We start from the raw sequence: 14,613 nt of genomic DNA, 5'->3' as shown, positions 1-14,613 counted from the left end.
GGTACTTTATAGTAATTTACTCAAAACTAATTATAAAAAAAACAAAAAAAGCTTGCATTTTGCAAGCTTTTAATTCAATTCTGTATTTTTCAATTACGCCAGCATGGTAACTGGGTTTTCGATATAATTTTTCAGTGTTTGTAAGAATTGTGCTCCTGTAGCACCATCTACTGTTCTATGATCACAAGCCAGGGTAACTGTCATAGTATTACCAACTACAATTTGTCCGTTCTTCACTACTGGTTTTTCAACAATAGCTCCTACCGATAGAATTGCAGCATTTGGCTGATTGATAATTGAAGTAAACGACTGGATACCGAACATTCCCAAATTGGAAACGGTAAATGTACTTCCGTCCATTTCAGCAGGCGTCAATTTTTTCGTTTTTGCTTTACCTGCCAATTCTTTCACTTTAGCTCCAATATGCGTTAATGACATTTGATCGGTAAAAGGCAATACAGGTACAACTAGTCCATCCTCTACTGCTACCGCAACACCTACATTAATGTGATTGTTGTAAATCGTAGCAGCATCTGTCCATTGTGTATTTACCTGTGGATGTTTACGCAAGGCCATCGCACAAGCTTTTACTACCATATCATTGAATGATACTTTGGTATCTGGCAGGTCATTAATCAACTTACGAGAAGCCATGGCATTTTCCATATCAATCTCAATAGTCAAGTAATAGTGAGGAGCCGTGAATTTAGATTCCGCTAAGCGACGTGCAATTGTTTTGCGCATCTGAGAATTTTTCACTTCTTCGAAGCTCATTTCTCCCGCAGGAATAAACGGTTGTACAGCCGCTACTGTTGCTGTTGCTTGTGCAACTGGAGCAGCAGTTTGCGCTGGAGCCTGAGCTGCAGTTGGTACAAAGTTTTCAACGTCACGCTTGATAATACGTCCGTTTTCTCCAGTACCTTTTACTTGCGCTAAGTTAATTCCCTTTTCCTCTGCAATTTTCTTAGCTAAAGGTGAAACGAACACTCGACCTCCAGCTGTAGTTGCTGTAGCTACTGGCGCAGCCGCAGGTTCTACTGCTTTTGGTGCTTCAGCTGGTGCAGCAGTTTCCATCGAAGTTGTAGCAACTCCTCCGTTTTTCGCTCCTTCAACAAGAGCAGAAACGTCTGTACCCGCAGGCCCTAAAATAGCTAGTACACTATCAATAGGCGCAGATTCACCTTCTTGTATACCAACATATAATAGCGTTCCAGATTCAAAAGCTTCAAATTCCATTGTCGCTTTATCTGTTTCAATCTCCGCTAAGATATCTCCTTCTTCAATTTTATCTCCTACTTTTTTGATCCAACTCGCCACTGTTCCTTCAGTCATTGTATCACTTAGGCGTGGCATTGTAATTACTTTCACACCTTCTGGAATAGCGGGTGCTGCTGTAGTTGTTTTTTCTTCTGTTTTTGGCGCTTCAATCTCTTGTGCTTTCTCAGCAGCTGGAGCTTGATCTCCACCGAGTAAAGCCGAAATATCTTCTCCTTCTTTTCCAATAATAGCAAGAAGCGAGTCAACTGGAGCAGCTTCTCCTTCTTGTAATCCAATGTATAACAATGTCCCTTCGTAAAACGATTCGAATTCCATTGTTGCTTTGTCTGTTTCGATTTCAGCAAGGATATCTCCCTCCGAAATCTTATCTCCAACTTTCTTTAACCATGCTGCAACAACACCTTCTGTCATAGTGTCGCTTAAGCGTGGCATTGTAATTACTTCTGCCATATTATTTTATTATAATCTATGAGGGATAAAAGGATAATTTTCTTGATCGTACACCACATCGTACATCACATTCAGTTCTGGGAATGGAGATTCTTCAGCGAATTTCTCACATTCAGCAACTAAATCTTTTACACGTTGGTCCATCACCTCAATTTCACTTTCTGTTGCATAACCATTTGCTTTGATCACATCCAGCACTTGTGTAATTGGGTCAATTTTTTTGTACTCCTCTACCTCTTCTTTTGTACGGTAGTTTTGCGCATCCGACATGGAGTGACCTCTATATCGGTACGTTTTCATTTCCAGTAACGTTGGCCCATCACCACGACGCGCTCTTTCAATTGCTTCATACATCGCTTCCGCTACTTTAACCGGATTCATTCCGTCCACTGGTCCACTAGGCATTTCATAACCTAAGCCCAATTTCCAGATTTCAGAATGGTTGGCTGTACGCTCTACTGACGTTCCCATTGCATATCCGTTGTTTTCAATAATGAACACCACTGGCAATTTCCAGTTCATCGCCATATTGAACGTTTCATGCAAGGATCCTTGACGTGCCGCCCCATCTCCAAAGTAACACATCGTTACTGCTTTTCTATCAAAATATTTATCTGCGAATGCTAATCCAGCTCCCAAAGGAATTTGTCCACCTACAATTCCGTGTCCTCCATAGAAGTTATGTTCTTTAGAAAAAATATGCATCGATCCTCCTAAACCTTGAGAAGTCCCTGTACCTTTTCCTAATAACTCTGCCATAATTCTTCTTGGGTCAACACCCAATCCGATCGGTTGTACGTGATTTCTGTATGCTGTAATCATTTTGTCTTTTGACAAATCCATTGCGTGTAAAGCTCCAGCCAAAACCGCTTCTTGCCCATTATATAAATGTAAGAATCCTCTTACTTTTTGTTGTATATATAAAGCGGCAAGTTTGTCTTCAAACTTTCTCCAAAATAGCATGTCTTCATACCACTTTAGATAAACTTCCTTTGTAATTTCTTTCATATGACTTTACTTTTCATGAGTAGATTAGCTACTCTAAATACAGACTTTGCTAAATACCCACTATACTGTGGAAAGGCAAAAATAGCACATCTACTTTACATTGAAAAATTTATTTGAAGTATTTTAAATTACAGGGATTATTCTTTATTTTTTTTAAGAAAATATTTAATTTATCCCCATATTTTATTCTTAACACTCATAGTAATCTATCGCTTACCCTAAACTTTTCTATCATTTTTCACAGTAGATGTTCGCTTTTAGTACCAAAGCGTCAGTGGAATAAATAGCAGGATTTTTGGTGTTTGGCTTTTTTGCTTTTTTGTTAGAACTGTGCTGTATAAAAAAGTTTCTCACCAACCCACACCAACCCACACCAAACCCTCACCAAACCCTCACCAAACCCACACCAACCCACACCAAACCTCACCAACCCACACCAATTCCACCAAAAAAAGCCCTTCTAGAGAGGGTTCTCATCAAAGGGCTCCATTCACGCTTAAAATAAAATATAAATTAGGTCATTACTTTCTGCTTTACCAAATGTAAAAACGGGTGTAACAACGACTATCCAAATTTTAGCTTTATAGCAAGGTTAGGCAAAACACATGTTCACTCACAAGTAGCTTTTATGAATATGCTTACACTTTCTTCTACTCGCTATTGTGTTGTGTACTACTATTATTTTACTAGGACAAAACAAGCGAATTTCCGTGGTAATACCAACAGATTTAAATTAAGGTATGGTTAACTCATATCAAGTTTAGGTTACGAAAATCAAGAAGAATAAAGGCTTGAATAGCTAGATCCCAGGTTTAAAAACCAAGCGATTCTTCCATTTTAAATGAATAATGGAACGATTAGTTGATTAAAAGGATGCCAATGGCAAACAATTACAGGAAAACAGCTTAAACTGACCGAAATCCATAAAACATCAACGGAATTACAAACATTAATACTTCCCTAACATATCGCTTCACTTCAGACCGCTATAGAAAGAACTTTACTGCATTGCAAATAGCCCCCAATCAATCTAACTTGATTCCCTTAAATAAAAAAAAACCTCGCACTTTCGTACGAGGCTTTCTTATATAGCGCTAAATTAAGCTTCTCCTTTGGGACCAAAATTAATGGGTGGAACTAACGGATTATTACTTGTTTCATAATCTTTAATTTCACCATTTGACTTTTCAAACCGATCGATATTCTCGCTTAAGGCTTGTAATAATCGCTTAGCATGTTGCGGTGTCAAAATGATTCTCGACTTCACACGTGCTTTTGGCACCCCTGGCATAATGTTGACAAAATCAACGACAAATTCAGTGTTTGAATGATTGATTATTGCCAGATTTGAATAGGTTCCTTCTGCCGTTACTTCATCCAATTCAATGTTGAAGTTATTTTGTTCTTCAGCCATGGTTTAGAAATTTAATTCTTGTTCTTGCGTTACTAAATCTCCGTTTTCATTCGAAGAGACAATAATACTTTCATACTCACGCATACCAGTACCTGCAGGGATTCTATGTCCAACAATTACGTTTTCTTTTAATCCCATTAACGTATCAATCTTACCAGCAACTGCTGCTTCGTTTAACACTTTTGTTGTTTCCTGGAAAGATGCTGCAGAGATAAATGACTTCGTTTGTAACGAAGCTCTTGTAATTCCTTGTAGAATTGGTGTACCAGTTGCTGGCATAACATCTCTAGAGATTACTAAGTTTTTATCCTCGCGTTTTAGCAATGAATTCTCATCGCGTAATTCTCTCATGGAAACAATTTGTCCTTCTTTCAAGTTCTCAGATTCACCTGCATCCACAACCACTTTCATACCGAATAAACGATCGTTTTCAACGATAAAGTCGCTCGTGTGAACCAATTGATCTTCTAAGAACAACGTATCTCCTGGATCTTGGATTTGTACTTTACGCATCATTTGTCTAATAACAACCTCAAAGTGTTTGTCATTAATTTTCACCCCTTGTAAACGGTACACCTCTTGAATCTCGTTTACTAAGTACTGTTGTACAGCAGAAGGTCCTTGGATACGTAAGATATCATCTGGTGTAATGGCACCATCTGACAAAGGTACACCAGCACGCACGAAGTCATTTTCTTGAACTAAGATTTGATTTGAAAGTTTAACTAAATACTTTCTTACATCTCCAGTTCTTGATTCAACAACGATTTCTCTGTTACCTCTTTTCACTTTACCGAAAGATACTACCCCATCAATTTCAGAAACTACAGCTGGATTCGACGGATTACGCGCTTCTAAAAGCTCTGTAATACGAGGTAAACCTCCTGTAATATCCCCTGCTTTTGAGGTGTGACGAGGAATTTTCACTAAAACCTTACCAGCCTTAATTTTTTCCCCATCATTTACCATTAAGTGAGAACCTACTGGTAAGTTGTATGAACGAATTAACTCACCGTCTTTACCGTAAATCAATAAAGTAGGAATTAATTTTTTGTTTCTTGATTCACTAATTACTTTTTCTTGGAAACCTGTTTGCTCATCGATTTCAACCATGAACGTTTGTCCTTGTTCGATATCTTCATAAGCCACTTTACCAGTAAACTCAGAAACGATTACACCATTATAAGGGTCCCATTTACAGATTGTAGCTCCTTCTTCAACAACATCACCGTCATTCACATAGATTGTAGAACCATAAGGAATATTATTTGTTGTTAACAAGATTCCTGTATTTGGATCGTACAATTTCACCTCTGTAGAACGAGAAATTACGATGTTGATTGTTTTTCCTTCATTGTCTTCGCCTTGAACAGTTCGAAGTTCTTCAATTTCCAAACGACCTTTGAATTTCGTTGTAATTGTAGAAACCTCAGAAATATTTCCAGCGGTACCACCCACGTGGAACGTTCTCAAGGTCAACTGTGTACCAGGCTCCCCAATTGATTGAGCAGCAACTACCCCAACAGCTTCTCCTTTTTGAACCATTCTTGCTGTCGCAAGGTTACGTCCGTAACACTTCGCACAGATTCCCACTTTAGCCTCACAAGTCAATGGCGAACGAACTTCAACTGATTCAATTGGAGCAGCGTTAATTGCTTTAGCGATAGCTTCTGTGATTTCCTCACCAGCACCAACAATTACTTCTGAATTTAATGGATTTACTACGTTATTTAACGCAACACGTCCTAATACTCTTTCTCCTAATGACTCAATTACCTCTTCGTTTTTCTTTAATGGCATTACATCAATACCTCTTAAAGTACCACAATCTACAGAGTTAACGATAACATCTTGTGCAACGTCGTGTAGACGACGAGTTAAATATCCAGCATCCGCTGTTTTTAACGCCGTATCCGCAAGACCTTTACGAGCACCGTGAGTAGAAATGAAATACTCTAAAATCGATAGACCTTCTTTAAAGTTAGAAAGAATCGGGTTTTCGATAATTTCACCACCACCTGCTGTTGATTTTTTTGGTTTTGCCATCAAACCACGCATACCTGTCAACTGACGAATCTGCTCCTTAGAACCCCTCGCTCCAGAATCTAGCATCATGTATACTGAGTTAAATCCTTGTTTATCTTCGCGGATGTTCTTCATCGCTAATTCCGTTAACATTGCGTTTGTTGATGTCCAAACGTCAATTACCTGGTTGTAACGCTCGTTATTTGTGATAAGCCCCATGTTATAGTTCATTGTAATATGATCTACTTGTTGGTTTGCATCATCAATCAAATCTTGTTTTTTCTCTGGAACGATAATATCACCTAAACTGAATGACAATCCTCCTCGGAAAGCGTAACCATACCCCATTCCTTTGATATCATCTAAGAATGCAGCGGTTGTTGGTACATCAGTAGTAGCTAAAATACCACCGATAATATCACGTAGTGATTTTTTAGTCAATACCTCATTGATATATCCTGCTTTTTCAGGAACCACCTCGTTGAACAAGATACGTCCAGCCGTTGTTTCAATGATTCTGTATGCTAATTCACCATTTTCGTTATAGTCTTTTGCACGTACTTTTACCCCTGCGTTCAAGTCCAGTTTTCCTTCGTTGATAGCAATGTGTACTTCCTCTACAGAGTAGAACGTTAATCCTTCTCCTTTCACAATTTCTTCTGGTGTAGACTTGCGTAACTTAGTCATATAGTAAAGACCAAGTACCATGTCTTGAGAAGGTACCGTGATAGGTGCACCATTCGCTGGGTTCAAGATATTGTGTGAAGCCAACATTAATAATTGAGCTTCTAAGATTGCCTCTGGTCCTAATGGCAAGTGAACGGCCATCTGGTCACCATCGAAATCCGCGTTAAACGCCGTACACACTAATGGGTGTAACTGAATCGCTTTACCTTCAATCAATTTCGGTTGGAATGCTTGAATACCTAAACGGTGCAACGTAGGGGCACGGTTCAATAGAACTGGATGTCCTTTAATTACGTTCTCCAAGATATCCCAAACTACTGGCTCTCTTTTATCAATAATTTTCTTTGCAGATTTTACTGTTTTTACAATTCCTCTTTCAATCAATTTACGGATCACAAACGGTTTGTATAGTTCAGCTGCCATATCTTTTGGCAATCCACATTCGTATAATTTCAATTCAGGTCCAACGACAATTACCGAACGAGCAGAATAATCCACACGTTTACCTAATAAGTTTTGACGGAAACGTCCTTGTTTACCTTTTAATGAATCAGAAAGTGATTTTAATGGACGGTTTGATTCCGTTTTAACAGCAGAAGATTTTCTTGTGTTGTCAAATAAAGAGTCAACTGCTTCTTGAAGCATACGCTTTTCATTACGTAAAATTACTTCAGGAGCTTTGATTTCCATTAATCGTTTCAAACGGTTGTTACGGATAATCACACGACGATATAAGTCATTCAAATCCGACGTTGCAAAACGACCACCATCTAATGGCACTAATGGACGTAATTCAGGTGGAATAACTGGAATTACTTTTAAGATCATCCACTCCGGTCTGTTCTCGCGATTCTCATTAGACTCACGGAATGCCTCAACCACTTGAAGACGTTTTAATGCCTCCGTTTTTCTTTGCTTAGATGTTTCGTTATTTGCTGCGTGACGTAGTGTATACGACAACTGATCTAAATCGGTTGTAGCTAATAAATCCATGATACATTCAGCACCCATTTTGGCGATGAATTTATTTGGATCATTATCATCTAAGAATTGATTTTCCATCGGAAGAGAATCTGCAATATTCAAATACTCTTCTTCCGTTAAGAAATCAAGGCGATTTAATGGTTCACCCTCAGCATTTTTAGCAATACCTGGTTGAATTACTACATATCGCTCGTAGTAAATAATCATATCAAGCTTCTTTGACGGAAGCCCTAAGATGTAACCAATTTTATTAGGTAAAGAACGGAAATACCAAATATGTGCGATAGGCACAACAAGGTTGATATGTCCCACTCGATCTCTACGTACTTTCTTTTCAGTAACTTCAACACCACAACGGTCACAAACGATTCCTTTGTAGCGAATTCTTTTATACTTACCACAAGCACACTCGTAATCTTTTACAGGACCAAAAATACGCTCGCAGAATAAACCATCACGTTCAGGTTTATGCGTACGATAGTTAATTGTTTCTGGTTTTAGCACTTCCCCTCTTGATTCAGCAAGAATCGATTCAGGTGAAGCTAAACCAATTGAGATTTTATTAAACCTTTTTACGGTATTTTTCTCTTTATTTCTATTCATGGTAAACTTACTTGTTAAAGTGTATGATAAAGAGTAAGCAGCACAAAACTGCTTACTCTAAAATCTATAGTTTATTCTTCTAATCTGATGTCTAATCCAAGACCTTTTAATTCATGCATTAATACATTGAATGATTCAGGTAATCCTGGTTCTGGCATAGTTTCACCTTTAACGATTGCTTCGTAAGTTTTCGCTCTACCAATAACGTCATCCGATTTTACCGTCAAAATCTCACGTAATGTACTTGATGCTCCGTATGCTTCTAGAGCCCAAACCTCCATCTCTCCAAAACGCTGACCTCCAAATTGAGCTTTACCTCCTAATGGTTGTTGCGTAATTAAAGAGTATGGTCCGATTGAACGCGCGTGCATCTTATCATCAACCATGTGTCCTAATTTCAACATGTAAATAACTCCTACTGTTGCTCTTTGGTGGAAACGTTCTCCTGTTCCTCCATCGTACAAATAAGTATGTCCAAATCTAGGAATACCCGCTTCATCTGTAAGTGCATTGATTTGATCTAATTCAGCACCGTCGAAAATTGGAGTAGCATATTTTTTACCCAATTTTTGTCCAGCCCATCCTAATACAGTTTCATAGATCTGACCAATGTTCATACGAGAAGGTACCCCTAATGGGTTTAACACGATATCTACTGGTGTACCGTCTTCTAAGAATGGCATGTCTTCATCTCTAACGATTCTGGCAACAATACCTTTGTTCCCGTGACGTCCTGCCATCTTATCCCCTACTTTTAACTTACGTTTTTTAGCAATATAAACTTTTGCAAGTTTTAAGATTCCAGATGGTAATTCATCCCCAACTGTAATCATAAATTTCTCTCTACGTAAAGCACCTTGTAAGTCGTTCAACTTAATTTTGTAGTTGTGGATTAAATCAGTAATCATACTGTTTGTCTCCTCATCTACGGTCCATTGTCCTTTTGTTAAGTGAGCGAAATCATCTACTGCATGTAACATTTTTTGAGTGAATTTCTTTCCTTTTGGTAAGATTTCCTCTCCTAAATCATTCAACACCCCTTGTGATGTTTTACCATTCACGATGAAGAATAATTTTTCCACTAAACGATCTTTCAATTCATTGAACTTCACTTCGAATTTTGTTTCTAGTAAAGCTAAATCATCTTTATCTTTCGAACGTTTGCGTTTGTCTTTTACAGCTCTTGCAAATAATTTTTTATCTAATACAACCCCTCTTAATGAAGGTGAAGCTTTTAACGATGCATCTTTAACATCTCCCGCTTTATCACCGAAGATAGCACGTAATAACTTCTCTTCTGGCGTTGGATCAGATTCACCTTTCGGTGTAATTTTACCAATAAGGATATCACCTGGTTTCACTTCAGCACCGATGCGAATCATACCGTTCTCATCCAAATCTTTTGTTGCTTCCTCACTCACGTTCGGGATATCATTAGTCAACTCTTCGTTTCCTAATTTTGTATCTCTCACCTCAAGTGTATAGTCATCGATATGGATTGAAGTAAAGATATCTTCACGCACCACTTTTTCCGAAATTACGATTGCATCCTCGAAGTTATACCCTTTCCATGGCATAAATGCCACTTGTAGGTTACGTCCAAGTGCTAACTCTCCTTTTTGTGTAGCATATCCTTCACATAGTACTTGTCCTCTTGTTACTCTATCCCCTTTGCGAACAATAGGCTTCAAGTTAATACACGTACTTTGGTTCGTTTTTCTAAACTTAATTAGATTATATACTTTTTCGTCTGGGTCAAAGCTGATTAAACGCTCCTCATCCGTACGGTCGTATTTAATAATAATTTTCTGTGCGTCTACATACTCTACAACTCCTTCACCTTCTGCGTTAATTAAAACACGTGAATCTGAAGCTACTTGTCTTTCTAAACCTGTACCAACGATTGGAGAATCCGCACGCAATAAAGGCACAGCTTGACGCATCATGTTTGATCCCATCAAGGCACGGTTCGCATCATCGTGCTCTAAGAACGGAATCAACGAGGCAGAAATCGAAGCAATCTGATTCGGAGAAACGTCGGTATAGTGTAAATCTTTCGGTTCAACCACTGGGAAATCCCCTTCTTCTTTTACAACTACACGTTCTTCTGTAATATTTCCTTCGTTATCCATTGGAACGTTCGCTTGAGCGATTAACATTCCTTCTTCTTCTTCTGCACTTAAATATACTGGAGCATTCACGATATCCACTTTACCATCCACAACTGGGCGGTACGGTGTTTCGATGAATCCCATATTATTCACTTTTGCATACACCGCAAGAGATGAAATCAAACCAATGTTTGGTCCCTCTGGCGTTTCAATAGGACATAAACGTCCGTAGTGCGTATAGTGAACGTCACGTACCTCGAATCCAGCTCGTTCTCTAGATAAACCTCCAGGTCCTAAGGCAGACAAACGACGCTTGTGCGTAATCTCTGCCAATGGATTCGTTTGATCCATAAACTGAGATAACTGGTTTGTTCCGAAAAATGAATTAATTACGGACGATAACGTCTTCGCGTTAATTAAGTCGATTGGAGTGAACACCTCGTTGTCACGTACATTCATACGCTCGCGAATTGTTCTAGCCATACGCGCTAAACCAACACCAAATTGTGCTGACAATTGCTCACCTACTGTACGTACACGACGGTTTGATAAGTGGTCAATATCATCAATTTCAGCTTTAGAGTTAATTAATTCAATCAAGTATTTAACAATCGTAATAATATCTTCTTTTGTTAAAACTTGTTTGTCAATTGGGGTATCAAGATTCAGTTTTTTATTCATTCTGTAACGACCTACCTCACCTAGATTGTAACGTTGATCGGAGAAGAATAATTTATCAATAATACCACGTGCAGTTTCCTCATCAGGCGGTTCTGCATTACGCAACTGACGGTAGATGTGCTCTACAGCCTCTTTTTCAGAGTTTGTAGGGTCCTTCTGTAATGTATTATGAATGATGGCATAATCTGCCTGATTATTATCTTCTTTGTGTAGGAGGATATTCTTAACGTTCGCCTCAATGATTTCTTCGACATTATCTTTATCTAGGACTGTATCACGGTCTAAGATAATCTCATTTCTCTCAATTGAAACTACTTCTCCTGTATCTTCATCTACGAAGTCCTCATGCCATGTATTTAACACACGCGCAGCAAGACGACGGCCGATGTATTTTTTTAACCCTGTTTTTGATACTTTCACCTCTTCTGCTAGGTCGAAAATCTCTAGGATATCCTTGTCTCTTTCGAACCCAATAGCACGGAATAAGGTAGTAACAGGTAATTTTTTCTTTCTATCAATATACGCATACATCACGCTATTGATATCTGTAGCAAACTCAATCCATGATCCTTTGAAAGGAATTACTCTCGCTGAATACAACTTAGTTCCATTAGCATGGAATGACTGTCCAAAGAACACACCAGGTGAACGGTGTAATTGAGACACTACCACACGCTCAGCTCCATTGATTACAAATGTACCGCTAGGCGTCATATACGGTATTGTTCCTAAATACACATCTTGAACGATAGTTTCAAAATCCTCGTGTTCAGGGTCAGTACAGTACAATTTTAAACGCGCTTTTAACGGAACGCTATACGTTAGTCCTCTATCAATACATTCTTCAATTGAATAGCGAGGAGGATCAACAAAGTAATCAAGAAACTCCAATACAAACTGATTTCTCGTATCAGTGATCGGGAAGTTCTCCATGAAGGTATTATATAAACCTTCATTACCTCTTTCTTCTGATTTCGTTTCTAACTGAAAGAAATCTTTAAAGGACTTAACCTGGATATCCAAGAAATCTGGGTATGCAGGAATGTTCTTTGTAGAGGCAAAATTTAATCTTTCATTCTGATTTGTGATCATCAATGGACAATAAATTTTGTTTATAATTTAATAAGATTTACGCACAAATCACTTTATACGCAAAATGGTTTAGGCCTTTGGGATTGCTCCCAAGACCTAAACCTAAAATATTTTGGTTAAAAAGCTTATTTAAGCTCAACAACAGCTCCAGCTTCTTCCAATGCTTTTTTAAGACCTTCAGCCTCATCTTTTGTAACACCTTCTTTGATGTTTGCAGGAACAGAGTCAACCATATCTTTAGCTTCTTTAAGACCTAAACCAGTTAATTCTTTAACTGCTTTAACTACTGCTAATTTAGAAGCACCAGCTTCTTTTAATACTACAGTGAATTCAGTTTGCTCTTCAGCAGCTCCAGCGTCTCCACCACCAGCTACAACTACAGCAGCAGCTGCAGGCTCAATTCCGTATTCGTCTTTTAATATAGTTGCTAATTCGTTAACTTCTTTTACTGTTAAGTTAACTAATTGTTCTGCGAATTGTTTCAAATCTGCCATTTTTTCTATCGTTTAAATGATTTGTAAAAATATAATTTATTAATGTGCGTTCGTTTATGGAACATTCAAACACAAGAATCGTTTTTTATTCTTCGTCTTTGAATTGATTTTGTAGAGCTGAGATAACTCTTTGAGCTGGTGATTGTAGTAATCCGATGATTTCTCCAATAACTTCCTCTTTCGATTTAATTGCTACTAACGCGTCTAATTGGTTATCACCGATATAAACCTCTTCGTTAATATACGCTCCTTTTAATGCAGGTTTATCGCTTTTCTTTCTAAAATCTTTGATGATTTTAGCCGGTCCGTTAGCCACGTCCGAAATAAAAAGAGCACTGTTCCCTTTTAAAACTGAAGCTAAATCTTCATAGTTTCTATCAGAAGCTTCCATTGCTTTAGCAAGCAACGTATTCTTAACTACTTCAACTTTGATTCCAGCTTTATTACAAGCTCTTCTCAAGTTTGTTGTAACCTCTGCATTTAATCCTGAAATATCAGCAATATAAAAGATATTAGCCTCAGCTAATTGTCCTTTAATTTCTTCTATCGCTACTGCTTTTTGTTCTCTAGTCATACGTAAAAATTTTTTCTACCAATTATACTGCTTTAGGATCTAAAGCAATAGCAGGGCTCATAGTACTAGATATATGAATAGACTTAACATACGTACCTTTAGCTGCTGTTGGTTTTAATTTGATTAATGTTTGAATCAATTCAGCTGCGTTCTCTTGAATCATATCAGCACTAAATGATACTTTTCCAATACCTGCGTGAACGATTCCCGTTTTATCAACTTTAAAATCGATTTTACCAGCTTTCACTTCTTGAACTGCTTTCGCTACGTCCATAGTTACAGTACCAGTTTTAGGGTTAGGCATTAATCCTCTAGGACCTAAAATACGTCCTAATGGCCCTAATTTCCCCATAACAGCAGGCATAGTGATGATTACATCAACATCTGTCCAACCGTCTTTAATTTTTTGTAGGTACTCATCTAATCCAACATAGTCAGCCCCAGCAGCTGTAGCTTCAGCTTCTTTATCCGGAGTAACTAATGCTAACACTCTAACATCTTTTCCAGTTCCGTGTGGTAAAGTTACTACCCCACGCACCATTTGATTTGCTTTACGTGGATCTACACCCAAACGTACAGCGATATCAACAGATTCGTCAAATTTTGCAGAAGCAACTTCTTTAATTAAAGCAGACCCTTCTTTCAAAGAATAAAATCTACCTTTCTCAATTTTAGCAGCAGCTTCCTTTTGCTTTTTTGTTAATTTTGCCATTTCTTTTTTCTTTTACAATTAAAAAGGAGCTGTTCCTGTTACTGATATACCCATAGATCTTGCAGTACCCGCAATCATTGACATCGCTGATTCAACAGTAAATGCGTTTAAATCCGGCATTTTGTCTTCTGCGATAGCACGAACTTGTTCCCAAGTTACGCTAGCTACTTTTTTTCTATTAGGCTCTCCAGATCCAGATTTTGCTTTTGCAGCCTCTAATAATTGAACAGCAGCAGGTGGCGTTTTAACAACAAATTCAAATGATTTGTCTTTGTACACAGTAATTTGTACTGGTAAAACTTTACCGGGTTTATCTTGTGTTCTAGCATTAAATTGCTTACAGAACTCCATGATATTAACTCCAGCAGCCCCCAAAGCAGGTCCAACCGGTGGCGAAGGATTCGCAGCACCTCCCTTAACTTGTAGTTTAACTACTTTACTAATTTCTTTTGCCATTTCTAAAAAAATTTAGCACATCTCTTTTGGAAGCAAAGATGCGT

The 14,613-nt window shown here is 38.1% G+C and carries 9 protein-coding genes; all 9 read right to left on the bottom strand.

Annotated elements, in window-relative coordinates:
* Positions 1-93: 93 nt before the first annotated feature.
* Positions 94-1,728: a pyruvate dehydrogenase complex dihydrolipoamide acetyltransferase gene (locus tag ACLJX0_RS04915; protein ID WP_410878971.1), complete on the bottom strand. Its 1,635-nt coding sequence runs from the start codon at positions 1,726-1,728 to the stop codon at positions 94-96.
* Positions 1,729-1,737: 9 nt separating this feature from the next.
* Positions 1,738-2,736: a pyruvate dehydrogenase (acetyl-transferring) E1 component subunit alpha gene (gene pdhA, locus ACLJX0_RS04910; protein WP_410878969.1), complete on the bottom strand. Its 999-nt coding sequence runs from the start codon at positions 2,734-2,736 to the stop codon at positions 1,738-1,740.
* Between the two features lie 1,099 nt (positions 2,737-3,835).
* Complete coding sequence (locus tag ACLJX0_RS04905) at positions 3,836-4,150, bottom strand: DUF3467 domain-containing protein (protein WP_410878967.1); 315 nt, start codon at positions 4,148-4,150, stop codon at positions 3,836-3,838.
* Positions 4,151-4,153: 3 nt separating this feature from the next.
* On the bottom strand, positions 4,154-8,449 hold the full coding sequence (gene rpoC, locus ACLJX0_RS04900; RefSeq protein WP_410878965.1) for a DNA-directed RNA polymerase subunit beta': 4,296 nt from the start codon (positions 8,447-8,449) through the stop codon (positions 4,154-4,156).
* A gap of 71 nt (positions 8,450-8,520) precedes the next feature.
* Positions 8,521-12,333: a DNA-directed RNA polymerase subunit beta gene (gene rpoB / locus ACLJX0_RS04895; protein ID WP_410878963.1), complete on the bottom strand. Its 3,813-nt coding sequence runs from the start codon at positions 12,331-12,333 to the stop codon at positions 8,521-8,523.
* A 125-nt stretch (positions 12,334-12,458) separates the two neighbouring features.
* The gene (rplL, locus tag ACLJX0_RS04890) at positions 12,459-12,827 is read right to left on the bottom strand and encodes a 50S ribosomal protein L7/L12 (RefSeq protein ID WP_410878961.1); all 369 of its coding nucleotides are present in this window, start codon (positions 12,825-12,827) and stop codon (positions 12,459-12,461) included.
* A gap of 85 nt (positions 12,828-12,912) precedes the next feature.
* The gene (rplJ, locus tag ACLJX0_RS04885; protein WP_410878959.1) at positions 12,913-13,401 is read right to left on the bottom strand and encodes a 50S ribosomal protein L10; all 489 of its coding nucleotides are present in this window, start codon (positions 13,399-13,401) and stop codon (positions 12,913-12,915) included.
* A gap of 22 nt (positions 13,402-13,423) precedes the next feature.
* Positions 13,424-14,113 (bottom strand): 50S ribosomal protein L1, encoded by a 690-nt coding sequence (rplA, locus tag ACLJX0_RS04880; protein ID WP_002987567.1) that lies wholly within the window; start codon positions 14,111-14,113, stop codon positions 13,424-13,426.
* Positions 14,114-14,131: 18 nt separating this feature from the next.
* The gene (gene rplK, locus ACLJX0_RS04875; RefSeq protein WP_410878957.1) at positions 14,132-14,569 is read right to left on the bottom strand and encodes a 50S ribosomal protein L11; all 438 of its coding nucleotides are present in this window, start codon (positions 14,567-14,569) and stop codon (positions 14,132-14,134) included.
* Positions 14,570-14,613 lie beyond the last annotated feature (44 nt).

The sequence above is a fragment of the Myroides sp. DW712 genome, assembly GCF_046557355.1.
Lineage (GTDB): Bacteria > Bacteroidota > Bacteroidia > Flavobacteriales > Flavobacteriaceae > Flavobacterium.
This window is presented reverse-complemented; position numbering and strand designations above follow the sequence as displayed.